At 51.3% G+C, this 25633-nt stretch carries 25 protein-coding genes; 19 read left to right on the forward strand and 6 right to left on the reverse strand.

The window, feature by feature from the left end; all coding sequences use genetic code 11:
• Positions 1-37: 37 nt before the first annotated feature.
• Positions 38-2863 carry a glycosyl hydrolase family 18 protein gene (locus EHW56_RS10455; protein ID WP_227486528.1) on the reverse strand — a complete coding sequence of 942 codons (2826 nt, stop codon included), beginning with the start codon at positions 2861-2863 and terminating at the stop codon, positions 38-40.
• A 610-nt stretch (positions 2864-3473) separates the two neighbouring features.
• On the opposite strand from EHW56_RS10455, the gene rpsF reads away from it, so the two are divergent.
• From rpsF to rplI, 4 genes are read left to right on the forward strand one after another with little or no spacing between them, the layout of a single operon-like run.
• Entirely contained in the window at positions 3474-3884 is a 411-nt protein-coding gene (gene rpsF / locus EHW56_RS10460; RefSeq protein ID WP_046074370.1) for a 30S ribosomal protein S6, read from the forward strand.
• Between the two features lie 8 nt (positions 3885-3892).
• Positions 3893-4195: a primosomal replication protein N gene (gene priB, locus EHW56_RS10465; protein WP_046074369.1), complete on the forward strand. Its 303-nt coding sequence runs from the start codon at positions 3893-3895 to the stop codon at positions 4193-4195.
• 16 nt (positions 4196-4211) lie between these two features.
• Positions 4212-4439 (forward strand): 30S ribosomal protein S18, encoded by a 228-nt coding sequence (gene rpsR / locus EHW56_RS10470; RefSeq protein ID WP_021023493.1) that lies wholly within the window; start codon positions 4212-4214, stop codon positions 4437-4439.
• 32 nt (positions 4440-4471) lie between these two features.
• Positions 4472-4921 carry a 50S ribosomal protein L9 gene (gene rplI, locus EHW56_RS10475; protein ID WP_046074368.1) on the forward strand — a complete coding sequence of 150 codons (450 nt, stop codon included), beginning with the start codon at positions 4472-4474 and terminating at the stop codon, positions 4919-4921.
• A 47-nt stretch (positions 4922-4968) separates the two neighbouring features.
• Here the strand turns inward: rplI and EHW56_RS10480 are convergent, their stop codons facing one another.
• Positions 4969-5715, reverse strand: a complete 747-nt coding sequence (locus tag EHW56_RS10480; RefSeq protein ID WP_152796111.1) for a YdiY family protein — start codon at positions 5713-5715, stop codon at positions 4969-4971.
• A gap of 177 nt (positions 5716-5892) precedes the next feature.
• On the opposite strand from EHW56_RS10480, the gene EHW56_RS10485 reads away from it, so the two are divergent.
• Both EHW56_RS10485 and alr (EHW56_RS10490) read left to right on the forward strand, forming a co-directional pair.
• On the forward strand, positions 5893-7284 hold the full coding sequence (locus tag EHW56_RS10485) for a replicative DNA helicase (RefSeq protein WP_077578833.1): 1392 nt from the start codon (positions 5893-5895) through the stop codon (positions 7282-7284).
• On the forward strand, positions 7274-8404 hold the full coding sequence (alr, locus tag EHW56_RS10490; RefSeq protein ID WP_227486527.1) for an alanine racemase: 1131 nt from the start codon (positions 7274-7276) through the stop codon (positions 8402-8404). The genes EHW56_RS10485 and alr (EHW56_RS10490) overlap by 11 nt, the downstream gene beginning before the upstream one ends.
• Positions 8405-8443: 39 nt before the next feature.
• Here the strand turns inward: alr (EHW56_RS10490) and EHW56_RS10495 are convergent, their stop codons facing one another.
• Complete coding sequence (locus EHW56_RS10495; RefSeq protein ID WP_152796109.1) at positions 8444-8878, reverse strand: secondary thiamine-phosphate synthase enzyme YjbQ; 435 nt, start codon at positions 8876-8878, stop codon at positions 8444-8446.
• Between the two features lie 229 nt (positions 8879-9107).
• On the opposite strand from EHW56_RS10495, the gene pgi reads away from it, so the two are divergent.
• Positions 9108-10763 carry a glucose-6-phosphate isomerase gene (gene pgi / locus EHW56_RS10500; RefSeq protein WP_046074363.1) on the forward strand — a complete coding sequence of 552 codons (1656 nt, stop codon included), beginning with the start codon at positions 9108-9110 and terminating at the stop codon, positions 10761-10763.
• A gap of 143 nt (positions 10764-10906) precedes the next feature.
• Here pgi and EHW56_RS10505 read toward each other — a convergent pair whose 3' ends face one another.
• Together EHW56_RS10505 and zur are read right to left on the reverse strand one after the other, a co-directional pair.
• On the reverse strand, positions 10907-11371 hold the full coding sequence (locus EHW56_RS10505; RefSeq protein WP_046074362.1) for a chemotaxis protein CheX: 465 nt from the start codon (positions 11369-11371) through the stop codon (positions 10907-10909).
• 29 nt (positions 11372-11400) lie between these two features.
• Entirely contained in the window at positions 11401-11844 is a 444-nt protein-coding gene (zur, locus tag EHW56_RS10510; protein ID WP_074214093.1) for a zinc uptake transcriptional repressor Zur, read from the reverse strand.
• A gap of 282 nt (positions 11845-12126) precedes the next feature.
• Here zur and azu point away from each other — a divergent pair, with 282 nt between their 5' ends.
• The 11 genes from azu to alr (EHW56_RS10565) all read left to right on the forward strand — a co-directional run bounded on the left by azu (position 12127) and on the right by alr (EHW56_RS10565) (position 24015).
• Positions 12127-12573, forward strand: coding sequence for an azurin (gene azu / locus EHW56_RS10515; protein WP_152796107.1), 447 nt, complete (start codon positions 12127-12129; stop codon positions 12571-12573).
• Positions 12574-12670: 97 nt separating this feature from the next.
• On the forward strand, positions 12671-13603 hold the full coding sequence (locus tag EHW56_RS15555) for a glycosyl transferase family 90 (protein WP_172970027.1): 933 nt from the start codon (positions 12671-12673) through the stop codon (positions 13601-13603).
• A gap of 179 nt (positions 13604-13782) precedes the next feature.
• Positions 13783-14811: a tRNA dihydrouridine(20/20a) synthase DusA gene (gene dusA / locus EHW56_RS10525; protein WP_152796105.1), complete on the forward strand. Its 1029-nt coding sequence runs from the start codon at positions 13783-13785 to the stop codon at positions 14809-14811.
• Between the two features lie 158 nt (positions 14812-14969).
• Positions 14970-15233, forward strand: coding sequence for an envelope stress response protein PspG (gene pspG / locus EHW56_RS10530; protein ID WP_152796103.1), 264 nt, complete (start codon positions 14970-14972; stop codon positions 15231-15233).
• A 161-nt stretch (positions 15234-15394) separates the two neighbouring features.
• A complete protein-coding gene (locus EHW56_RS10535; RefSeq protein WP_046074319.1) occupies positions 15395-16039 on the forward strand; it encodes a TIGR04219 family outer membrane beta-barrel protein in 645 nt (214 codons plus the stop codon).
• A gap of 217 nt (positions 16040-16256) precedes the next feature.
• Positions 16257-17765 carry an aldehyde dehydrogenase family protein gene (locus EHW56_RS10540; protein WP_152796101.1) on the forward strand — a complete coding sequence of 503 codons (1509 nt, stop codon included), beginning with the start codon at positions 16257-16259 and terminating at the stop codon, positions 17763-17765.
• A gap of 123 nt (positions 17766-17888) precedes the next feature.
• Positions 17889-18116 carry a hypothetical protein gene (locus EHW56_RS10545; protein ID WP_046074318.1) on the forward strand — a complete coding sequence of 76 codons (228 nt, stop codon included), beginning with the start codon at positions 17889-17891 and terminating at the stop codon, positions 18114-18116.
• Positions 18117-18256: 140 nt separating this feature from the next.
• The gene (locus EHW56_RS10550) at positions 18257-20065 is read left to right on the forward strand and encodes an assimilatory sulfite reductase (NADPH) flavoprotein subunit (RefSeq protein ID WP_152796099.1); all 1809 of its coding nucleotides are present in this window, start codon (positions 18257-18259) and stop codon (positions 20063-20065) included.
• Positions 20065-21780, forward strand: a complete 1716-nt coding sequence (gene cysI, locus EHW56_RS10555; protein WP_152796097.1) for an assimilatory sulfite reductase (NADPH) hemoprotein subunit — start codon at positions 20065-20067, stop codon at positions 21778-21780. Before EHW56_RS10550 ends, cysI begins: the two co-directional genes overlap by 1 nt.
• The gene (locus tag EHW56_RS10560; protein WP_077666599.1) at positions 21773-22552 is read left to right on the forward strand and encodes a phosphoadenylyl-sulfate reductase; all 780 of its coding nucleotides are present in this window, start codon (positions 21773-21775) and stop codon (positions 22550-22552) included. The genes cysI and EHW56_RS10560 overlap by 8 nt, the downstream gene beginning before the upstream one ends.
• A 227-nt stretch (positions 22553-22779) precedes the next feature.
• On the forward strand, positions 22780-24015 hold the full coding sequence (gene alr / locus EHW56_RS10565) for an alanine racemase (protein WP_077578821.1): 1236 nt from the start codon (positions 22780-22782) through the stop codon (positions 24013-24015).
• 78 nt (positions 24016-24093) lie between these two features.
• Here alr (EHW56_RS10565) and EHW56_RS10570 read toward each other — a convergent pair whose 3' ends face one another.
• A complete protein-coding gene (locus EHW56_RS10570; protein WP_077606404.1) occupies positions 24094-24714 on the reverse strand; it encodes an FKBP-type peptidyl-prolyl cis-trans isomerase in 621 nt (206 codons plus the stop codon).
• 125 nt (positions 24715-24839) lie between these two features.
• Here EHW56_RS10570 and EHW56_RS10575 point away from each other — a divergent pair, with 125 nt between their 5' ends.
• Positions 24840-25460 (forward strand): LysM-like peptidoglycan-binding domain-containing protein, encoded by a 621-nt coding sequence (locus EHW56_RS10575; RefSeq protein ID WP_172970028.1) that lies wholly within the window; start codon positions 24840-24842, stop codon positions 25458-25460.
• Positions 25461-25633 lie beyond the last annotated feature (173 nt).

Genomic DNA, 25633 nt, shown 5'->3' on the forward strand with positions numbered 1-25633 from the left:
GGGGCACGCAGCCCCCGCATTCAAGACCAGAAATGGATTAGAGGCTGCAGATTTGGCGCCAAGCTTGACCACCGGGTGCCGCTTGGGTCCACCACTTGGCTTCCCATACCGCATCTTGGTAGATAAGTTGGTCGCCACCGCTGGCATGGTTGCCCCCGTTAGGCCAGTTGGGATAGGTACTCAGGCTGGCAACATCGACGCCGGGACACTGAGACTCTCCGCCACTTTGGCTGGTGCTACCGGGTAGCGCAGGCGGAAGGCTTGGATACTCCTGCTTCACCGCATAGCGCTGGCCATCTTTTTCGATGGTGATATTGGTCGGGTTGGTGATCGGCATGTAGTACATCACCTGAGCATCCAAGGTTTCACCGGGCTTAAAGCTTTGCTCAATGCCGCCCCATTCGTTAATCAGGGTGATGGCAAAGCGATGGTGCGTAGCATCAAACCCGCCGATGTTGTTGCCACTGGCGTTGCTGCTATCACGGACCACTTCCATGCGTAGCTTTTTCTGAGCGTTCCAGTCAGATTTAAAAATGGCCGAGGTAGACACGGGCACATCAAAGCTGATGGTGGCGCCCGATAAGTCCAGATCCGAGTGGTTGGTAAAGCGGAACGTGGGGCGAATAGGATAGTTGTCATCGCCCACTGGGAAGTTCAGCGCGTCAAAGGTGACATCCACTTGCTCGCTTGGCACTTGGAAGTTGGCATCGCCACGTTGCAGTGAGTAGTCGCTGCCAGCTTGCTTAAAGGTTTGGTACGCCAGCGAAGTCAGGGTATCGCCCATAAAGTAGGCTTGACGCTGATCATCATAGCGATAATCCCCCGCCAGCTCCCAGAACATCACCCCGCCTAGACCTTTATTGATCACGTAGTCGACCTTTTCGGCCATCGAGGTTTCATCTTCCATCGATAGGAATACGCGTTTTTCTTCGTTCCAAACCCACGGCGCTTTGGCGATGTCATCGTAATAACGTTGATAGTTACCGGTGAGACGGTCGCTAGGATCTTGCTCAGGATCGAGTCCGTACTCCGCGGCGTAGGCCGGTAGTTTGCCGTCGAGCAGGTTTTTCACATGCCACAATGGGTTGGAGCCAGCAGGCACTTCGTTGCCGAGCTCGTCCACATCATGCCAAAGGTTATCAATGCCGATTGCACCGTTGCCGCATTTGTTTTTCTCACCGACACCGGTGCCGGCTGGGCACTCACTTTGGTTTGGCAGTGGCGCGCGTCCCCAAAGGCCTTTATCGCCGCCTTGTACGTCTTTAAAGCCGCGGGTGTAATACGGGATACCGATATTGATACGGCCGGGAGACATACCGCCCATAAAATAGGTTGCTGCCCAGTCGGTATTTAGATAACCAATTCCCTCGAACTCAGGGGTTTGGTAAACATTCCACTGTTTAAGCTCCGAGTCTTCGCCGGTGTCGTACAGCGGCGCTTGATGGCCAACATGATCATTCCATGCCCCATGTAGGTCATAGCTCATGATGTTGACGTAATCTAAGTATTGGGTGGTTTGGAAGGTTTCCATCCCGCGCAATAAGTAACCCGATGACGGAGCGGCGATGGTCAGCATATAGTGCTTGCCATCTTGTGCACTGGCTCTATCGAGCGCTTCACGTAGCGATTTCATCAGCACTTGGTAGGATTTATTCAAGTGCGCCCGACGTGGGTTAGAGTACTCGAAATCGTCCGGATGCCCCGAGTCTTTCATTGACGATGGGTATTCATAATCAATGTCTAGACCATCAAAGCCATACTGGCGCAAGAAGGCGACGGCACTGTCGGTGAAAGCCCTGATGCCTGCTTGGTTGACACTGCCATCGGCATTGGTGGTCATGGTGTAGAAACCGCCACTGTCGATACGCTCGCCGTTTTCACCGAAGTAGCCCCCAGTTTCGGCCCAGCCACCCACGGAGATCAGCGTTTTCACGTCGGGGTGCTGCTTTTTATACTTGTTGAGCAAGTTAAAGTGGCCTTTGTACGGCAGGGTTGGATCCATCTCTGCGCCGGCCACGCCCGGCCAGGTCATTTGGGTTGCTGGATTATCGGGGGCATTGGGATCGCCGATAGACAATTGGTTGTCCGCATTGACGTGAGCAAAGGCGTAGTTAATGTGGGTGATCTTGTCCCAAGGAATATCGCTGACTAAATAAGCGGGCTGGCCGTTGGCACCGTTTCGCCAGCTGGTGAAATAGCCGATAACACGGCGAGGGTGATCAGCGCCCATGTATTCAAGGCCGTTCTCGTCATACACCGAGCAATACGGCACGTCGACATCGGGGGTGGTGTATAAACCAGCCGGACGACAGGCATACTCATCGCCGCCGGTTTGGTCATCACCCACCACCTGTTGCAATGTTTGGGTATCGGTCGCGCCTTTGTCGTCGGTCACGGTGAGACTAAACGTAAAGCGCCCCGTTTGTTCGGCTTGCCAGTCAATGGTGGTCGCTTCTGCACCTTCATATAAGACAGTGTCGCCTTGTGAGAGTACGAATGAGGTCACTGTGCCATCCGTATCGGCCCCGGCGAGGGTGAAGGTGAGTGTGTCGCCAACCTCAACGGGTCCAGACGGTGACACGGTTAAGGTTGCGGTAGGGGCTTGGTTAACGCTGCCCGCGCACTGGCCGAGGATTTTCCATGCTTTCCACTCGCCAGACTGAGTGGCAGGATCGGCTTGCGTCCACCACCTTGCCTCATAGGCGGTATTGTCCGCTTTGACTTGATCCCCTTTGGTGTAGGTATTGCCATTCTGCCAATCGGGCAGAGGCTGGCAATCAACCGCAGCATGCACGCTGGGGCTAGTTAACGCGAGCCCCGCCAAACCTAGCGCGACGGCACGTGATGGCGTCATCAGTTTCATATTTTGCTCCCAAAATTTTTGAAGCGAATTTCATCAATACAGTTAGCGATTGATGCGTCCTTCCCTACGCTTTTTGCACTAAAAAACCGACTTTCAGGTCAAGTCTAGGCAACAAAGTGGTTATATTGGGCAATGAATGCCAAGAAATGGAGGCGAAGGTGTAATAATTTGAGCGCGGGTTCAGAAATTAATTATCGATAAAAAAGAAGTGCATCAATAGCGTGATGTCGGTTGAAAATTAAACAAACTTGACAGTTTGCAGGCTTGATTTCTTGATTTTTTTGCGATTTGTCATGCTTTTTCGGTCTATGTCACGGAGAATGTTATCAGTAGGTTGTTGTTTTGAGCGAATTAAGTGGTGCGCACATTCTATGTTGTAAAGGGGGAGGATAAGGCGCGTGTTCCGATAAGTAACGCAGCGAGGGCCTTTTGACGTTGTGGTGACACGGTGACAGAAAGAAAAGCGGATAAAGAGAAAATCTGTTTGCTTATGCCGCTGCAATTCTGTACTATCTCGCGCCTGATTCTCGGTCTTTTACTTTTCGTTCCTTGCTTCCGCTGGACGACCGAGCCAATTGTGGAAGCTGATTAATCCGTAAGGAGCAACTCAATGCGTCATTACGAAATCGTATTCATGGTGCACCCTGATCAAAGCGAGCAAGTTGCTGGCATGATCGAGCGTTACACTGCGTCTATCAAAGATGCAGGCGGTCAAATCCACCGTCTAGAAGACTGGGGCCGTCGTCAACTGGCTTACCCAATCAACAAGCTGCACAAAGCACACTATGTTCTGATGAACGTAGAAGCTGAGCAGGCTGTGATTGACGAGCTGGAAAGCATGTTCCGCTTCAACGACGCGGTGATCCGTAACATGATCATGCGTACCAAAGACGCTATCACTGAGCCATCTGTCATGATGAAGGCTAAAGAAGAGCGTACCGCTAAGCGTGAAGAGCGCCCAGAAGCGAAACCAGAAGCAAAAGCTGAAGCGCAAGCTGAAGGCGAAAACGCAGCTGAGTAATTGCTGTGATGACCAATCGGTTGGAGCTTGCTGGTGTTATCAGTAAAGGTCCGGTCCGTCGCCAAAGTCCTGCAGGAATTCCGCACTGTCACTTTGTGTTAGAGCACCGTTCCACGCAGGTTGAAGCTGACCTACCTCGACAAGTGTTTTGTCGCTTATCTGTGGTAGCCAGTGGGCAAGTGTCAACACAACAAACGCAAAATTTAGTTTTAGGCAGCCATATCAAGGTAAGCGGGTTTCTCGCCTACCAAACCAGCCGACAAGGCGAGGGTAAATGGGTATTGCATGCCGACAACATCATAGACATTTAGATCAGGAGATAAGCCCATGGCACGTTTCTTCCGTCGTCGTAAATTCTGCCGTTTCACTGCAGAAGGCGTTACAGAGATCGACTACAAAGATGTAGCGACTCTAAAAAATTACATTACCGAATCAGGTAAAATCGTACCTAGCCGTATCACTGGTACTCGTGCTAAGTATCAGCGTCAACTGGCTCGTGCTATCAAGCGCGCTCGTTACCTGGCCCTGCTGCCGTACACTGACAAGCATCAGTAATCGGAACTGTCCAAGTTAGAGAGGATTGAAGAATGCAAGTTATTCTACTTGATAAAATCGGTAACCTGGGTGGCCTAGGTGATCAGGTAACTGTTAAATCTGGTTATGCGCGTAACTTCCTTATCCCTCAGGGTAAAGCAGTTATGGCAACCAAAGCCAACATCGAACACTTTGAAGCACGTCGTGCTGAGCTAGAAGCGAAAGTTGCTGAGCAACTGGCAGCCGCTCAAGCGCGTGCAGAAAAAGTTGAAGCACTAGAAGCCGTTGAAATCGCGTCTAAAGCGGGTGATGAAGGTAAACTATTTGGTTCTATCGGTACCCGTGACATCGCTGATGCTGTGACTGCAGCAGGCGTTGAAATTGCGAAAAACGAAGTGCGTCTACCAGAGGGCGCATTGCGTCACACTGGTGAGTACGAAATCAGCGTACAGCTGCACTATGACGTGTTCGCAACCGTAAAAGTAAACGTTGTTGCTGCGTAATCGCGCATCAAAACGTTGATAAAAAGCCAGCCCTCGGGCTGGTTTTTTTATAGCCACTGATAGCGAAGGCCGACGGTTAGCACGCTGTCGTGGTGCTTCAATCCTGGAGGCACATCCGTCATATAGTTGTGTTTGCTGGTTATTTTTATCGAAAGCTTTTCGGTAATGGTAGAAGCCAGAGTGACGGCACCTTCCACGCTGGTATTACTGGCGCCCGAGATTACAATGCTTCTCCCCTCTAAGCTGACACTGTCGACCAGTTGCCACTCTCCTTTAGCCTGTGCACGAATCACCGGCTCGCGAACCGAGTAAGGCATGATGAGATCGTCATCGTCGATTTCATCAAGATTGGGACGCTGGTAGCGATACCCTGGCCCCACTTCCGTGCTGAGTTGGAAGGTGTCACTTTGCCACCATTGGTGGCCAAGCCCTGTGGCTAACATAAAGTCATCGTAATAGGGACCGTAGCGGTCAGCGACATAGGTAGCGTTTAGTAAGACATAGCTGCGCGCGCTAATACCACGGTTTGCTTGGGCTTCTAATTCTGTTTTACGTTTATCTTCCTCGCCATCTTTTTCCACTTGTAGCACGCTCGCGCTGGCTTGATAACGTGTTTGTTCGCCATCATATTGACCATTCACTTCCCCGTTGACTGTTTGTGAATCGGCATTGCCGCTTAACTGTTGCAGTCCTAACGACAAATCACTTTGCCAAGGGGATGACGTGGTCTCCGTGGCGTGGCTAAAAGGGATATATAATGTGGACATCACAAGGAAGAGGGACGGCACTTTCATCGTGAATCACCTGTTGACAATATCGCGCCTTATCCTAGGTGTCCTGGCCTCCTAGGCGGTCAAATTTAAGTTAAAATCTCGGGGACTTATTCAGCGTTTGGAAAAAAATGCTGCATGGGGCAGCGTCCTGCGAGGACAGCGGGTATAATGACCCCCAGTAGCAATAGGTGAGTTTTTATGGCAGACAATCGTAAACCCGCAAAAGATCAGCAAGTCGCTAACCTCAAAGTGCCCCCACACTCTATCGAAGCCGAGCAGTCTGTGTTGGGTGGTTTGATGTTGGATAACGAACGTTGGGACGCGGTTGCGGAAAAAGTGGTCGGCCATGACTTTTATAGTCGTCCGCACCGATTGATTTATGAGTCCACCAAGTCTTTGCTTGATGAAGGCAAGCCGCTTGACTTAATCACCTTATCTGAACACCTAGAAAAAACCGGTCATTTGGATGATGTGGGCGGTTTTGCCTATCTGGCTGAGTTGGCTAAAAATACGCCAAGTGCGGCGAATATTGTCGCTTATGCGGATATTGTCCGCGAACGAGCCATGGTTCGTAACCTGATCGGGGTAGCCAATGAAATTGCGGATGCCGGCTATGACACCCAAGGGCGCACGTCAGAAGATCTGCTCGATATGGCGGAGAGCAAGGTGTTTGCGATTGCTGAGTCACGAACCAGTGAGACCGAAGGGCCGCAACATATCGACTCGGTGCTCAGTAAAACCCTTGAGCGTATCGAAGAGCTTTTCAAAACCCCACAAGATGGAGTCACGGGCGTATCGACCGGCTTTACTGATCTGAACAAGAAAACGGCAGGTCTGCAGCCTTCTGATCTTGTGATCGTGGCGGCTCGTCCTTCAATGGGTAAAACCACCTTTGCGATGAACCTGTGTGAAAACGCGGCGATGGATCAAGAAAAGCCGGTACTCATTTTCTCGCTCGAGATGCCAGCTGAACAGCTGATGATGCGTATGTTGGCCTCGCTCTCACGGGTTGACCAAACCAAGATCCGTACCGGTCAGCTTGATGATGAAGACTGGGCGCGTATCTCGTCATCGATGGGGATCTTAATGCAGAAAAAGAACATGTACATCGATGACAGCTCCGGCCTGACGCCGACGGATGTGCGTTCACGCGCGCGCCGTGTTGCCCGTGAGCATGGTGGGGTGAGCATGATCATGGTCGACTATCTGCAGCTAATGCGTGTTCCTGGCTTGCAAGAGAATCGAACTCTTGAGATTGCCGAGATCTCCCGCTCCCTCAAAGCGCTCGCGAAAGAGCTGAATGTGCCTGTGGTGGCGCTATCACAGCTTAACCGTTCGTTGGAGCAACGGGCCGACAAACGCCCGGTTAACTCGGATTTGCGTGAATCGGGTGCCATTGAGCAGGATGCTGACTTGATCATGTTTATTTACCGCGACGAAGTCTATAACCCGGAAAGTGCGATGAAAGGGATTGCAGAAATCCTGATTGGTAAACAGCGTAACGGCCCGATTGGCTCAGTACGACTGACTTTCCAAGGGCAGTATTCGCGATTTGATAATTATGCAGGGCCGGCGTTTGATGACGAGTAATCCTTTTATCATGACGAATGCGGCCAAAGCCGTTATCGATCCGGAGGCGATGATACACAACATCCAGGTGATGCGTCGCCAAGCGCCCAATAGCAAAGTGATGACAGTGGTTAAATCGGATGGTTACGGCCATGGTTTGGTCTCAGTGGCCTCCACACTTGCGCCTTATAGCGATGCTTTTGGGGTGGCACGGATTGAAGAAGCACTGACGTTACGGCAGGCCGGTATATGCTTGCCTATTGTTTTGTTGGAAGGTTTTTATGAAGCCGACGAGCTGCCGCTATTGGTTGAACACCAACTGACCGCCACGGTGCACTGTGATGAGCAAGTCACCATGCTGACTAACGCGGCACTGAGTGAGCCGTTACCCGTGTGGTTAAAGGTCGACTCTGGGATGCATCGCTTAGGCTTTGAGCCTGAGCAAGTGCCAGACGCACTCTCTGCCTTGAAAGCGTGTGACAATGTGGCGCCGCAAATTGGCTTTCTCAGTCATTTCGGTTGCGCCGACGAGATGGATAATCCCATTACGCAAGCGCAAATAGACACCTTCACACAGGTGACAGAAGGACTGCCCGGTGAACGCTCACTGGCGGCGTCGTCGGGAACCTTGTTTTGGCCGCAAAGTCACTTTGATTGGGTGCGCCCTGGCATTTGCCTATATGGTATTTCGTCGCGGATTGAACTGACGGGTGAACAGCTGGGCTTGAAACCGGCGATGCGCTTAACCTCAAGGGTGATGGCCGTTCGCAAGCTAAAAGCCGGTGAGCCGGTAGGATATGGCGCGCGCTGGCGTAGCGAGCGCGATACGCTGATTGGTGTGATAGCCATCGGTTATGGTGATGGCTACCCACGACTGGCGCCCGATGGCACCCCTGTTTGGTTGAATGGCCGCGAAGTACCACTCGCTGGGCGGGTATCGATGGATATGATCACGGTCGATTTAGGGCCAGATGCCGCTGACAAAGTGGGGGATGAGGCGGTGTTATGGGGGCCTGAGCTTCCCGTCGAGCGCATTGCCCGCTTGGTCGATACCATCGGCTATGAGCTCGTGTGCCAAGTGACCGGCCGAGTGCCGCGCCAATACCTGACCACCACCTCTGAGCGGCGGGCGGCGGGTTAGGCCCTGCCCCCTTATCTAAACGCATGCTGGCCAGCGAGACTAGACGTTGGCTTGTGGTGCGCCTTGCAGGGTCACTACCAAGGTACGCATGCCGCCCTCATCGCGATGCTCGCCTAGATAAATCCCTTGCCACGTGCCTAAATTCAGCCGACCTTGGCTGATGGGCACCGTGACGCTTGCGCCTAACAATGACGCTTTGATATGCGCTGGCATGTCATCGTCCCCTTCGTAGGTGTGGCGATAATAAGGCGCACGCTCAGGCACTGAGTGATTAAAGTGCGTCTCCATATCTTGGCGCACGGTCGGGTCGGCGTTTTCATTGAGGGTTAAGCTCGCCGAGGTGTGCTTGATAAACACTTGCACCATACCTACATCCATGTCGCCCAACATGGGGAGCGCGTGCACGATCTCGTCGGTGATCAGGTGAAACCCGCGCGGCAGAGCACGCAGACGAACCTCAGTTTGATACCACATAAGCAATCCTTGTTGTGATCTTTATCGTATGCTGTTGGCTCACAGGCGATCCAACTATTCTATGATTGATCGCAACCTACTCACAGCGATTAGATGTGAGAATCGAGCCATGATTATGTAATATTACACCAATGACCGCTGCGTACAGCGTGGTGGTGCTGACGTTATACAGGATCCTTGCCTGCTGTGATACCCACAGCAGCACTCACAACGCGATTTGGATGACATGATGCTAAAGACAACGAATCCCACTCAGACCGTGGCGTGGCAATCACTGACCGCCCATTTTGAAGAAGCGCAGGACTACACACTGGCTGATCTGTTTGCTGATAACCCAGAGCGATTTGCCCACTTCTCAACGCAATTCGAAGACAGCATTCTGTTGGATTATTCCAAAAACTTGATCAGCGAAGAAACGCTGACCAAGTTATTGGCACTCGCCGACGAAACCGGGGTCGCTGAAGCGATTGAGTCAATGTTTAGCGGTGAGAAAATCAACCGTACAGAAGATCGCGCGGTTCTCCACACAGCACTACGTAATCGTAGCAACACGCCTGTGATGGTTGACGGCGAAGATGTGATGCCTAAGGTTAATGCGGTACTGACGCAGATGCAGTCTTTTTCCGAGCGCGTGATCAGTGGCGAATGGAAAGGTTACACTGGTAAAGCGATCACCGATGTGGTGAATATTGGTATCGGCGGATCAGACTTGGGTCCTTATATGGTCACTGAAGCGTTGGCGCCGTATAAGAATCACCTTAACCTGCACTTTGTCTCTAATGTCGATGGCACCCATATGGCTGAGACGTTAAAAGATCTTAACCCGGAAACCACCTTGTTCTTGGTGGCGTCAAAAACTTTTACCACCCAAGAAACCATGACCAACGCACACACGGCGCGTGACTGGTTTATGAATGCAGCAGGGGATGAGACCCAGGTGGCGAAGCATTTTGCCGCGCTATCAACCAATGCCGATGCCGTGGCAAATTTTGGTATTGATACCGCCAACATGTTCGAGTTCTGGGATTGGGTTGGCGGCCGCTACTCACTGTGGTCGGCGATTGGTCTATCTATCTGCTTGGGTGTAGGTTACGACAACTTTGTCGCGCTGCTTGATGGTGCGCACCAAATGGACAATCACTTCAAAACCGCGCCGATGGCACAGAACATGCCGGTTTTGTTGGCACTGATTGGTCTTTGGTACAACAACTTTCACGGGGCGGAATCAGAAGCTATTTTACCGTATGACCAATACATGCACCGTTTTGCGGCTTACTTCCAGCAAGGCAATATGGAATCAAACGGTAAGTATGTCGACCGCAATGGTCGCCCGGTTGACTACCAAACAGGGCCTATCATCTGGGGCGAGCCAGGCACGAATGGTCAGCACGCTTTCTACCAGCTGATCCACCAAGGCACCAAGTTGATCCCATGCGACTTCATTGCTCCTGTGCACAGTCATAATGCGATTGGCGATCATCACGCCAAATTGATGGCGAACTTCTTCGCCCAGACGGAAGCGCTAGCCTTTGGTAAGAGCCGTGAGCAAGTCGAAGCTGAGTTGACGCAAGCGGGCAAATCAGCCGAAGACGTGGCTGCGATTGCGCCATTTAAAGTGTTTGAAGGCAACCGTCCAACCAACTCGATTTTGGTGGAGAAAATTACCCCTTATACACTCGGCGCGCTGATTGCCATGTATGAGCACAAGATTTTCACCCAAGGAGTGATTTGGAATATCTTCAGCTTTGATCAGTGGGGCGTTGAGCTCGGTAAACAGCTGGCGAGTAACATTCTGCCTGAGCTCGGTGATGCGCAGCAGGTCGAAAGCCACGATAGCTCAACCAATGGCCTGATCAACGCGTTTAAACAGTGGCGCCAAGCCTAAACTGAGCGTAACCGTGATTGAGAAAGTCAAACGCCGCGATGGTTATCGCGGCGTTTTTATATTTTTGGGGTCCAACCATTGGAGGCCACCTAGTGAGCTGTCGCCTTTGGCACAGCGCATGATCGCTTGCGACGTATGTCCGTTTAGTGATCGAAGCAGATCTCAATAAAGGCAGTGCCGTGCGGGGACTTAAATGGCATGATGATCACAGGCCCATCGCTTTTGTGATTGATGGTATGGCCTTTGCCGGATACGACCACAGGGGTGGCCATCTCAAACTCGAAGCCCTTTTCTGACAAAATACGCTTCGCGCCACCTGTCACCATATTGGTGATCTCACCGACCATATCCGTCACTTCTTCATCAATCGACTCTGACCGCTCTCCAAGCATACGCTGCATGATTTCAAGCGCCATATCTTCATCAAAGGTGACGGAAAAGGAGCCCTTAGTCTGTGGGCCGACCATGCCAATTAACCCAGAAACGTCCCCTTTGGCGATCTCTGACTTTTTCAAGTGAGGCTTCTCTGGCTGGATTTCCAGCTGTGCCATCGTCTGTAGCACATTGATCAGTGAAGTAAGAAACGGGTTGACGAATTGTGCTTCCATAAAGAATGTCCGTCCTAATCAATTCAGTATTAGTGAGCTAGGCATTGTGCGCAGGTACCATGGGTTTCAATCACGTGATGTTGGACCTCAAACCCCATTGTTTGCGCCTTTTCACGCAACGCCTCAGAAAGCTCCTCAGTGTGACACTCTTCCACGGTGCCGCATTGATCACAGATGAGCAGTTGGGAGCAGTGCCCCTGGTGGCCAAGATGACAACAAGCGATATAGCTATTGGTTGACTCCACCTTATGCACAAACCCCTGCGCTAACAGAAAGTCTAGCGCACGATAAACCGTTGGTGGTTTGGCTTGTGGCTCTGTTTCACGCAGCTCGTCTAGCAGCTCATAGGCGCTGATCGCACGTGAATAGTTGGCGATAATCTCGTAAACGCGCGTCCGCTGCGGCGTTAATCGCACGCCGCGTTGCTCGCAAAGCTGCTGTGCGCGGTGCAGTAACCCAGTGGTGTTGGTCATAGCGCCTCAAAGTGCTAACAGTCAGTCAGTTATCTTACCATAGCTGTATAACATCGCACCCCACCTATCGTCATCCTATGCGCTTTGCCACAAGTGTAAATAGGTAGTCCAATATCACTTGATCGCGATCAGTTACCCTACAGTAATGATAGAAGTAAAAATAAAAACCAATCAGTCGATTTTTGAATCGGCTAACTGTTTTGTGCTGTCATGTCAGTATGATGACAGCGTGCCACAGGCATTAAAAACATACCTTTACATCCATAATAGGAGTATGTACCGATGAAAAAACTGTTAGCCCTCGCCGCCATGGCGTTCGCGTCTGTTTCAACGCAAGCGGCTGCCAATGAGTGTGAGTTAACTGTCACCACCGGCGATAAAATGGCCTACGACCAGTCATCGTTGTCCGTACCAGCAAGCTGCAGCGAAGTTACGCTAACGCTGGAGCATCAAGGCTCAATGCCTGTGACCTCTATGGGCCACAACTGGGTGCTGTCGGAAACGTCTAACCTGCAAGATATCGCCATGAAAGGCGCCGGTGCCGGCGCAGATAACGACTATCTGCCACAAGGCGACGATCGCATATTGGCACACACTAAGCTGATTGGCGGCGGCGAAAGCACCACCATCACCTTCTCAACCGAAGGTTTGCAAGGCAAAGACTTAACCTATTTCTGCTCATTCCCAGGCCACTGGACTGTGATGAAAGGCAAATTCACCATCGAATAAGTCTTGTCGCGAGAGAGCACCTCGTTCGGCTCTCTCGCTTGCCAAGGTCGTTGTGATTTGGCAACCTGTAAGTGGTATTTATGGTAAGTTATCAAACGTGAAGAAGTTTCAATACTATAGTTATAACATTGCGATAAACGCTATCCCTAAGTTTTTATATCGTAAGTTAGTAGACAGAGACTTCGATGAGCTTTATCGCCAACATCAGAATGATATCGATTATCGTGTCGCGTATTATAACCGCATGGTCCAACCATTTTCTTTTGCTCCTTCGCTGATTAAACACGCAACCGGTAACCTGAAACGAGATTGCGGCTCTGCCTATTTTCTCGATATGTTACGAGTTATGCGCCGTTTTCCAGATGGGTTATTTTTGCACTATATAGGTGGGGATGTCATCAATGTACCTACATGCCCTGCGTTCGTGAAAAGTCGCCCGATTCATGGTGATAACCAAAACGCTGTCCTGCTGAAACTCAATGCTATTCGTCATTTTCAATTTATTGATGATCCTGTGCCTTTTGTGCAAAAGCGGGACAGTATGGTATGGCGAGGACGATGCTTCAATGATAAGCGCCGCCAGCTTCTTCAGCGCTTTTACACGCATCCAACTATTGATGTCGGGGATACACGCCCCGCGAATGATACTGACCAAGCCTATCGAAAAGCCCCGCTGACACCGCAAGCGCAGCTACAGCATAAGTTTATTCTGAGTGTGGAAGGGAAAGATGTCGCGACCAATTTAAAATGGATCATGTCATCTAACTCGCTTTGCGTGTCACCACCAATGGAGTATGAAACCTGGTTTATGGAGGGACGATTAATTCCCGGGGTTCACTATGCTGAGGTCAACGCGGACTTTTCTAATCTCGAGGAGGTGATGGACTACTACCTTACTCACCCTCATGAAGCGGAGGCCATTATTAACAACGCCCATCAATGGGTAAATCAATTTCGCGACCGACAAAAAGAGGCGGTGATCAGCTACTTAGTGGCAGAGAAATACTTTCGGATTTCGCAACAGCGCTAGGAGACAAGGGTCGCCATCCACTTTAGGTCATTACAGCCGCGTTCGTATTCTCATCCGTTTCTATTTCAAACCCTTCACGTTCACCTGTTCTGCTTAAATCTTACCGGTGCAATGTGTATAATCCGCGTCCGCCTGTCGAAAATGACCGTCGTTCAACGTAATTGCAGAGATTCGAGACCATGACTACCCCCAGCAAAACCGCCGCCAGCCCTGATGTGACGCCAAAAACGGTGATGCAGCGTTTCTCTGTTGCGCCCATGTTGGATTGGACCGATCGCCACTGCCGGTATTTTCATCGCTTACTATCAGAACACACTTTGCTGTTTACTGAGATGGTCACCACAGGCGCGATCATTCATGGTAAGGCCGATTACCTTGCCTACAACGAACAGGAGCATCCGGTGGCGTTGCAGCTGGGGGGATCGGATCCGGCGGACTTGGCAACATGCGCCAAACTGGCGGCTGAGCGTGGTTATGATGAAATTAACCTCAACGTTGGTTGCCCGTCGGACCGGGTGCAAAACGGGCGTTTTGGGGCGTGCTTAATGGCTGAGCCTGAGCTGGTGGCGCAGTGTGTGGCTGCCATGCGCGAAGTGACCGATGTGCCTATTACGGTGAAAACCCGCATTGGTATTGATGAGCAAGACAGCTACGAATTTTTGACTGACTTTGTGGGTACCGTCAGTGAAAAGAGTGGTTGTGATATGTTTACCGTGCATGCACGTAAGGCGTGGCTAAAAGGGCTGAGTCCCAAAGAAAATCGGGAGATCCCGCCGCTGGATTACCCGCGTGTTTATCAGCTTAAAAAAGATTTTCCGCACCTCACACTTGCCATCAATGGCGGGGTGAAAAGCCTTGAGGAAGCGGAACAGCACCTAGCGCATCTTGATGGCGTGATGGTCGGCCGCCAAGCTTATCAGAGCCCGTTTATGTTGGCCGAGGTCGATCAGCGTTTATTTGGCAAGACAACCCCTCGCATTACACGTCGCCAAGCAGTCGAGGCGATGTTCCCATACATTGAACAGCAGCTCACTCAAGGGGCGCAACTCAACCATATTAGCCGCCATATGTTAGGTCTGTTCCAAAATATGCCAGGCGCGCGGCAATGGCGCCGCTATATCAGCGAGAATGCGCACAAGCCGGGCGCGGGTGTTGAGGTACTGACCACCGCAATGAGCCATATCCCTGAGCAATGGCTTGATGCCTGAACCGGTGAAAAGCACCAATTATTGGTTAAAATATAACCGCACCTTCATGAAGACCTGAAGGCAACGCTGTAATCTATTGAATTAATGATAAAATATAGAGTGACAAATTGGCCTGAAACCTGCAAAGTCTGTCTCGCTATCAAGACAAGGAGATCGCAATGATCGAAATACTCTTTCTGATTGGCTTTGCTGTTGTATTGTTTATGACAGGCGTAAGCATCATGGGCATGGTGCTGGCCATGCTGGCCGGCTTTGCCGTGATGATGCTGGCCGGGATGATAGGTACGCTGCTTAAGCTACTACCATGGCTTTTGGTGATCGCCTTGGTTGTGTGGCTTGTTAAACGCCAGCGTCGCAGCCGCAAAGGTGAGCCTGAAGTGATTATCAACGAAAAGCGCTGGACACGATTCCGTCGCCGTTAAGCGCACAAAATTTGCGCGTCGACACAGCAAACACACGCCGTTGCGGGTTTTTCTCTTCACCTCGGCACAAAGCTTGCTATTATTCTAAGCAATCGGCGACAAGGCATGGCTTTGCCGCCTCCGCGTGACGACCTTTTTTAATCGACAATGTGGAGAGTTTCATGAAAACCACTTCAATGACGCTTGCCGCCGCAGCGCTCACTGCGTTTTTGGCCATGCCCGCTCAGGCAGATACCTTGGCAGGCGGTAAAGTAGGGGCGGATGCCTGGTTTATGGATGCTGACGTCAATAATGTAGAAGCCGATGATGCGAGCACTGCTGGCTCTTATTACGCGGCGATTGAGCATCCGTTACCATTGATCCCCAATGCGAAAATCCGCCAAACCTCGGTGAGCGTGGATAACCCTGATGTTGATTTTGACCAAATTGACTTTGTTGCCTATTACGAGTTTCTCGATAACGATCTCGTGTCGGTCGATGCGGGCATTAATATGCAGCGTTTCCAATCCGGTAAGTTTCAAGGGCAAAGCTTTGACGAGTGGCAACCGAACATTTATGCCGATGCACGTGTAGGTCTAGTCGGCACGCCTTTATTTGTATTTGCCACCGTGAGCAAAGGCGAGTTTGATGGCACCAGCACCTTGGATGCCGAAGCGGGCTTGCAATATCAGTTAGGTTTAGTGGCCGCTGATTTGAACGTGCGAGGCGGTTATCGCATGATCGACCATGACTTCGACTACTTTGACAATAATGACGGAGAGCTTGATGTGACTGGCTTCTTTGTCGGTGCAGAGCTCGACTTTTAATCGGTTGAGCGTCAAGGCAACGAGTAAAAAGCCGCGCACATGCGCGGTTTTTTTATACCTGAAGATTCCGCCTATTCGCTTCTGTTGCCCATGTCTCACTGCGACTTTCGCCTAATACCCAGCCAATAAAAACTCTGCCACGCTTTTTGAGCAATAACGGCAAGGAGAGAGCAGTACGTGCTCCGCCATCTACTCAAACACGGAATAAGGAAAGAGTATGATCTACGCAAAACCAGGAACAGATGGGTCAGTGGTTAGCTTTAAGTCGCGTTATCAAAACTTTATCGGTGGTGAATGGGTGCCGCCGGTGAAAGGGCAGTATTTTGCCAATACGTCACCGTGCACTGGCGAAACCCTTGCTGAAGTGCCGCGCTCAAGTAGCGACGATGTGGATCTGGCATTGGATGCGGCGCATCGCGCGAAAGACGCATGGGGGAAAACCTCTGTCACTGATCGGGCCAATATTTTGTTAAAAATAGCGGATCGGATTGAAGCGAACCTCGAAATGCTCGCCGTGGCGGAAACCTGGGAAAACGGTAAAGCGGTACGTGAAACCTTGGCGGCGGATATTCCTCTCTGCGCCGATCATTTCCGTTACTTTGCCGGTTGTATTCGCGCTCAAGAGGGCACCGCGGCGGAGCTGGATGCAGGCACGGTGGCGTATCATATTTACGAGCCTTTAGGTGTTGTGGGGCAGATCATTCCGTGGAACTTCCCCTTACTGATGGCGTCATGGAAGCTTGCGCCGGCCTTGGCGGCGGGCAACTGCGTGGTACTCAAGCCGGCGGAGCAAACCCCGACGACCATCTTGCTATTGATGGAGTTGATTGGCGATCTGCTGCCTGCTGGTGTGGTTAACGTGGTCAATGGTTATGGCGCAGAGGCGGGCCAAGCGCTTGCGACGTCGTCTCGGATTGCCAAACTGGCGTTCACAGGCTCTACGCCAGTGGGTCATCACATTCTACGTTGCGCGGCAGAAAACCTCATTCCTTCAACCGTTGAGCTGGGCGGTAAATCCCCCAACATCTATTTTGAAGATGTGATGCAGCAAGAAGAAGCATATATCAATAAAGCGGTAGAAGGCCTGTTGCTTGGCTTTTTCAACCAAGGCGAAGTGTGCACCTGTCCGTCGCGCGCGCTGATCCAGGAAAGTATCTATGACGACTTTATCGCACGCGTGATTGAGCGCGCAGGCACGATAAAACAGGGTAACCCGCTCGACACCGAGACCCAGGTCGGGGCGCAAGCATCAGACGAACAGTTTGATAAGATCATGAGCTATTTGAAGGTCGGGCAAGAAGAGGGGGCGAAGGTATTAATTGGCGGTAGCCATCAGGATTTGGGCGGCGGCTATTATGTGCAGCCGACCCTACTGGAGGGCAATAATAATATGCGGGTTTTCCAAGAAGAGATCTTTGGGCCGGTGATTGGGGTGACCACCTTTAAAGATGAGGCGGAAGCTTTAGAGATTGCTAACCACACCGAGTACGGGTTGGGTGCAGGGCTTTGGACCCGTGATATGAACCGCGCCTATCGTGTCGGACGTGCGATTGAAGCAGGGCGGGTCTGGACAAACTGCTATCACCTTTATCCGGCGCATGCCGCCTTTGGCGGCTACAAAAAGTCAGGGATCGGGCGAGAGACACACAAAATGATGCTGGGTCACTATCAACAAACGAAGAACTTACTCGTTAGCTACGACATTGATCCATTGGGTTTCTTTTAATAGAGACCACCTCAATGCGGAGGCGGTGACAACATCGCCTCGGCTCATCAAGCCTCCTGCATGGCAGCTTTGCTTATCTGAGACTAAACTCAATAAGTGATCCAATTCAGTGGGCAAAGCATCATGACAGCCGAACAGCTACGTGCTTTATACCGTCAGCAGCTTTTGATTGAGGCGGTTGTTGAGCCTTCGTTAGATAGCGAGGGGTGGGTTGTTGAGTGTCGCCACACCGGTGGTGGTTTAATGGCGCTTACCAATGCTGAAGGGATTGAACAATGCTTTACCGATATTGACCAAGCGACGTTGAATGCGCTTGAGATTGGTTTTCAGCAAGTTCGTATTGCTGACTAACATTATGTTCCCGCTCAATGACACGCCGCTGCGCACCTACCTTACAAAAAGTTATAAAACATTCACATCTATTCTTTATTGTTATTAATTGGTGAGGGTACGCTAGCATTCACGCAATGTTAGCAAGGAATGTCGTCACCATGTTACTCAAGGATCTCTCCGGGTTAACCAGCCCGCTCAATGATCAGCAGATAGGCCAGTTGCAACAAGCCGTGGCGGAGTTGTCACCGCAGCAACTGGCCTGGATCAGTGGTTATTTTTGGGGGTTAAGCCAAACACCTGCTGGTGAAGCGGCGGCACCCAATGCTATGCCACAAGCCAGTTCTGCTCCCAACCATACACTAACCATTTTGTATGCGTCACAAACCGGCAATGCTAAAGGCGTGGCGGAGGCGCTGCATCAGGAAGCGGAAGCGGCTGGGATCCCGGCCAAATTGGTTGCAGCAGATAGCTACAAAGGCAAGCAACTGGGCAAAGAAACCCATCTTGTGATTGTTGCTTCCACCAATGGTGAAGGCGAGCCGCCCGATAACGCCATTGAGTTACATGAATTTTTGCAATCGAAAAAAGCCCCCAAACTGGATCATCTTCATTATGCCGTCTTGAGCTTGGGAGACTCGAGTTATGAGTACTTCTGCCAGACGGGGAAAGACTTTGATGCCTTTTTGCAAAAGCTTGGCGCCAAGCCGATGGTTGCCCGCCTTGATTGCGATGTGGATTATGAAGCCACGGCCAGTGCTTGGCGAGAGCAAACCTTAGCCGAGGTGAAGCAACAATTTAAGGCCAGTGGTGATGCGCAGGTAGTGCCGCTTCATCAAGCCACCGCGCAAGCAAAATACACCAAACAGTCGCCTTATACCGCTGAGCTACTCACCTGCCAGCGCATTACCGGACGAGGCTCAGATAAAGCGGTTTATCATGTTGAGCTGGATCTGGATGAATCCGGCATTGAATATCAGCCAGGCGATGCTTTGGGGGTGTGGTATCAAAATGATCCCGAACTGGTGGACAGCATCGTCGCCAAGGTGGGTCTGCGTGGCGATGAAACCGTCGATATCGACGGTGACAGCCTCTCGTTGCGAGACGCGCTAATTGCCCACTATGAGATCACCGCCTCTAACCCACAGCAGATCAGTGCGCTGGCAGCGTTATCGGAAAGCGACACACTCACCGCATTGACCGAAGACAAAGCCGCCTTGCGCGAGTTCGCGAATCGCACTCAGCTGATTGATGTGCTGGCACTGGCGGACGTCAACCTGAATGTCGAGCAATTTCAATCGATATTGCGTCGGCTCACGCCGCGTTTGTACTCGATCGCCTCTAGCCAAGCAGAAGTGGAAGATGAAGTACACCTCACCGTTGGGCTGGTGGCTTATCAGCATGAGAGCGGAGAATCACGCCAAGGCGGCGCCTCGAGCTTTCTCGCCCACCGCGCTGAAGCGGCCGAGACGGTTAAGGTGTTTGTTGAGCACAACGATAACTTCAAACTGCCAACCAGTGATGACACTCCCATCATTATGATTGGTCCCGGTACCGGTATCGCGCCGTTCCGCGCCTTCTTGCAAGAGCGAGAGCAACGAGAGGCAAAGGGTGATAACTGGTTGTTCTTTGGCGATCGCACCTTTACTGACGATTTCCTCTATCAGGTTGAATGGCAGCAATACCTTAAATCTGGCCTGCTGACGCGGATGGATGTGGCCTTTAGCCGCGATCAGGCTGAGAAAGTGTATGTCCAGCACCGGTTGCTCGCGCGTGCTGAGACAGTGTGGCAATGGCTATCAAATGGCGCTTACATCTATGTGTGTGGTGATGCCAACCAAATGGCGAAAGATGTCCATGAAGCCTTAATCGAGATTGCCCAGACACAGGGTCAACAAAGCCGTGAGCAAGCGGAAACCTTTATTAATGAATTGCGCAAAGATAAGCGCTATCAAAGGGATGTGTACTAATGAGTGAGCAGAAATTTGCGGGCGATACACTGGGCCCACTAGCTGATAACGAGCGTTTGAAAGAGCAAAGTGATTACTTGCGTGGCACCATTGATCAAGACTTGGATGATCCGATCACTGGCGGATTCACGGATGATAATTTCCAGCTGATCCGCTTCCATGGTATGTATCAGCAAGATGATCGCGATATCCGTGCCGAGCGACAAAAACAAAAACTGGAGCCTTTGCACAATGTGATGTTGCGTGCGCGGATGCCGGGCGGGATCATTACGCCCCAGCAATGGCTGGCGATTGATAAGTTTGCCCGTGAAAGCTCGCTCTATGGCAGTATTCGCCTGACCACCCGACAAACCTTTCAATTTCATGGTGTCCTTAAGCCTAACATCAAGCTCATGCACCAGACCTTGAATGAATATGGCATTGACTCGATTGCCACCGCTGGGGATGTGAACCGCAACGTATTGTGTACGTCCAACCCGGTGGAGTCAGAGCTCCATCAGCAAGCTTATGATTGGGCAAAGCGGATCAGCGAGCACTTGCTGCCTAAAACCCGCGCTTACGCAGAGATTTGGCTCGACGGTGAAAAAGTCGAAGGCAGCCAAGACAAAGAGCCGATTTTGGGTGAGCGTTATCTGCCACGTAAGTTCAAAACCACGGTGGTGATCCCGCCACAAAACGACGTGGATGTGCACGCCAACGATCTCAACTTTGTCGCCATTGCTGAGAACGGACAGCTTGTCGGCTTTAACGTCCTCGTTGGTGGTGGGCTGGCGATGACCCATGGTGATACCAACACCTACCCGCGTCGCGCGGATGACTTTGGCTTTATTCCGCTTGAGCATACACTGAAGATCGCGGAAGCCGTGGTCACCACACAACGTGATTGGGGAAACCGCTCAAACCGTAAAAATGCGAAAACCAAGTACACACTTGATCGCGTTGGTGCGGATGTGTTCAAAGCGGAGGTGGAAAAGCGCGCCGGCGTGAGTTTTGCGCCAAGCCGCCCGTATACCTTTACCGGACGCGGCGATCGCTTAGGCTGGACCAAAGGCATTGACGGTAAATACCACCTCGCCCTGTTTATCGAAAATGGTCGTTTGCGAGATACACCAGAAAAACCACTCAAAACCGGCATGGCGGAGATAGCTAAAGTTCATCAGGGCGATTTCCGCATGACCGCGAATCAAAACCTGATCATCGCGGGGATCCCGGAAGCGCAAAAAGACGAGATTGAGGCGTTAGCGCGCCGTTACCGTTTAATTGATGACGAACACAGTGTGCAGCGCACCAACTCGATGGCGTGTGTCTCCTTCCCAACGTGTCCACTGGCGATGGCTGAAGCCGAACGCTTCTTGCCGGACTTTGTCACGGAAGTGGAGAAAATTCAGCAAAAACATCAGGTGCAAGATGATCCGATTGTACTGCGTGTAACCGGTTGCCCGAACGGCTGTGGCCGCGCCATGTTGGCAGAAGTGGGTTTGGTGGGTAAAGCGCCGGGTCGTTATAACTTGCATTTAGGTGGGAATTGGGAAGGTACCCGGATCCCTAAGATGTACAAAGAGAACATCACCGATCGTCAGATCCTTGAAGAATTGGATCAGTTGATTGGTCGCTGGGCGACAGAGCGCGAAGCGGATGAGCACTTTGGTGATTTCTTGATCCGCCGCGAGGTGATTGCCCCCGTGCATGTATCTAAGAGGGATTTTTATGCCTGAAACCGTTCAACCTAACGCGACGTTAGCCTTAGCTGACATTGCCGCGATGAATAAAAGTCAGCAAGCCTTGGCATTGGCGGAGGTGAATGCCACCTTGGAGGCACTCTCGGCATCTGAGCGTGTCGCCTGGGCGTTAGAGCACCTTGAAGGGCAGTTTGTCCTCTCGTCGAGCTTTGGGGTGCAAGCGGCATTGATGCTGCATTTGGTCAGCCAGGTGAAGTCGGATATTCCAGTGATTTTAACCGACACGGGTTACTTGTTTGCAGAGACCTATCGGTTTATCGATACCTTAACCACAAGGTTGGATTTGGACTTACGGGTGTATCGCGCCGCACTTAGCCCCGCTTGGCAGGAAGCGCGTTATGGCCAACTGTGGGAGCAAGGGGTGGAGGGGATCACCCAATACAATCACATCAACAAAGTCGAGCCGATGAAGCGCGCGTTGCGAGAGCTAAACGCCGGCACCTGGTTGTCGGGATTGCGCCGGGGTCAATCAGACTCTCGCGCCAATCTGCCGATACTCAGTGTCCAGCATGGAGTATTTAAGTTCTTGCCCGTGATTGATTGGTCAAACCAAGCGGTGGACGACTACTTGCGCGAGCATGATTTGCCGTATCATCCCTTGCGAGACCAAGGCTATGTGTCGGTAGGGGATGTGCATACCACCCAGCGCTTGGAGCCAGGTATGCGAGATGAACAAACACGCTTTTTTGGCCTAAAACGCGAATGTGGATTGCACGAAGATGACTTGAATGATGGCGCTGGCATATAGCGTGTTGAGTCTTGTCTGCGACAACGCTTCTCTCAAACGTCACCCTAGGGTGGCGTTTTTTTGTTCAAACACGCGGAACTTGTCTATCTTTTTTATTGAGTGACTCGTCAGCCGTGAAGTGTTCTGTGATATAAACAGCGCGCATTGCCAGGAGGCATAAATAAAAGCGGTCAGCTTTTATTTAACACGTCACGGATGCTCCATTTATGTGACCAACAGTGAAGCTTATGAACAAAAAATTCTCTTTAGTGGCGCTTGCCGTCGCCGGTGTCGTTGCCCTTGGGGCACCCGCCGTCATGGATTACTCCTCGCCTACGCCGTCGACGCCTGATACCGGCAATCGTTATATGGGGCATGGCAACGGCTGGCTAGAAGTGAGCACCTCCACCTTTGGCGACAATATTCAACGTGTGCAGCAGAAAGTCAGCGAAGGCACCAAGATTTGTGTGGTCATGAAAGCCGATGCCTATGGCAATGGTATTGCTGGTCTTTTACCTACTGTGATTGCCAGTGGCATTGATTGTGTTGGCATTGCTAGCAATGAAGAAGCGCGGACCTTGCGTGAAGGCGGTTTTACCGGCGAGATCATGCGTGTGCGCACCGCGACCTTACAGGAAATGGAGAGCGCATTAGCATTGAATATGCAAGAGCTGATTGGGTCGGCAGAGCAAGCCGAACAAATGCGTCAGCTTGCCGAGAAACATGATATTACCATTCCAGTCCATATGGCGTTTAATGCCGGTGGAATGGGCCGCAATGGCATCGAGATGAACGAGGAGTCGGGTAAGCAAGTCGCGTTGGATATTGCCACTGACCCGCGTTTTAACGTGGTCGGTATCATGACGCACTTTCCTAACTACGAAGCCGATTATGTGCGCAGCAAGTTAGGACAATTTAAAACCAACAGTGAGTGGTTGATTGAACAGGCAGACTTGAAGCGTGAAGATGTCTTGCTGCATGCCGCGAACTCGTTTGTCACTTTAAACGTGCCAGAGGGTCATTTTGATATGGTTCGCCCTGGTGGGGCGCTGTATGGCGATCAGCCAACCAACCGGGAGTTTCCGCCCATCATGAGCTTTAAGACCAAGGTGGCCTCTGTGCATCATTTACCCGCGGGCAGCACGGTTGGTTATGACAGCACTTATACCTTGGAGCGTGATTCTATTCTGGCCAATTTACCGGTCGGCTATTCGGATGGTTTCCCCCGTAAAATGGGTAATGATGCCGATGTGCTCATTCAGGGGCATCGCGTGCCTGTTGTCGGCGTTGCGTCAATGAACACTATTATGGTTGATATTACTGATATTGCGGATCAAGTGGCCCCCAACGATGAGGTGGTGCTATTCGGTCAGCAAGGGGATAAAACCATTGGTGCGGTAGAGTATGAGACCAATGCGGATGTGATTTTCCCAGAAATCTATAGCTGGTGGGGCGCAGTGAACCCACGTGAATACGTGCAATAACGCCGGACTAAAAGACAAAAAGCGATGCCGAGGCATCGCTTTTTCATTCCTGATTTGGCGCTTGTATTCAATCAGCGATTACAGGATGTCGAGTAGCTCAACTTCAAAGACAAGGGCAGCAAACGGAGGAATGGCTGCGCCCGCACCACGCTCGCCATAGGCGAGATCTTGTGGCACATACAACTTCCACTTAGAGCCAACTGGCATCATTTGCAGGGCTTCAATCCAACCTTTAATCACGCCAGTCACCGGGAATTCAACCGGCTCACCACGTGTGACTGAGCTATCAAATACACTGCCGTCAATCAATTGACCATGGTAGTGAACACGCACCTGCTTATCGCTGGTTGGAATTTCACCGTCACCTTGTACCAGTACTTCGTACTGCAAACCTGAATCTGTCACGGTGACGCCTTCGCGCTTGGCATTGTCTGCCAAGAAGGCATCGCCTTCTGCTGCTTGTGCTTTTGCAGCCTCTTGACGAACTTCTTCCGCTTTTGTGTGAAGCTCACGCAATGCGTTATTGATGTCGTCAATTTCAATCTCTGGCATTTCGCCAGCCAGCGCGGTGCTGATGCCTTTTGCAATGGCATCAACATGTAAGCCTTCTAGGCCGCTACCGGCAAGCTGTTGGCCCATTTGTAGGCCGATGCCATAGCTCGCCTTCTGCTCGACAGTTTCCAGTTGTACGTCAGACATAACGTCTCTCTTTTTTGCGTCAATAAAGTGTGAAAGGATAACAGGTGATGGTTTCGTGGGTAAACTTTTGTGCCAATAAGGCGTCCAAGATGAGGACAAAACAACAAAACATGCGCGGAGTGGCAATGAAGTTAACAGCAATGCGTTCATACTGGAACAAACTGCGTGCTGGATGGCGAGAGAAACTCACAGCGGGATGGGAAAACCGTCCTAGCGTAAAAAGCCTACATGGTTTGACGGGGCTAAAGCAGGGTTGGCAACGCCTACCGGCTTTACACCGACGCCTATTGATGGTGCTTATCCCGACTGTATTGGTGTTGGCTGTGCTTCCTAGTCCCTCGCCCAAAGCCCCCTCGCCCCAAACTCGTCAACCCGTCGCCCTGAATACAGGGGCGAATGTATCGTCAGCGTCGCAAAATGATTCGTCAGTCGCGGCGTCAACCGCTGAGCCTGCGACTCAACAAGCTGAAAAAAAAGAAAATAGCCCTTGGGTGAGCCATCAAATTGAGCCCGGTGACACGCTGGCCAAAGTCTTTCGTCGCTACGATCTAGCGTTAACCGATCTGTATGCGATTGCCAATATTGAAGGTGAGGGAAAGCCGATTAGTCGCATCCAGCCAGGACAGTGGATCCGCTTTAAACGTACACAGAGTGGTGCGTTAGATATTCTGCAAATTGAAACCGAGAAAGGGCAATCGGTACTCTATTTCCGTTTGTCTGATGGCGGTTTTGCTCGCCAACGCTAGTCTTTTGACGCCACGAGCCCAACCGAAAGCACTGGTAACAGGGTGCTTTCGGTAGTCAACCTCTCTTTATCTCAGCCTTGTTCTGTCTTTTTTCTACTCGATGTGTGATTAAAGTCGCTGCCGGACGATTTTTGATCTACTTTTTATAAATCGGTCAATAGGGCCGAATACGC

Origin of the sequence: Salinivibrio sp. VGrn1, from assembly GCF_009377995.1 — a bacterium.
Lineage (GTDB): Bacteria > Pseudomonadota > Gammaproteobacteria > Enterobacterales > Vibrionaceae > Salinivibrio > Salinivibrio siamensis.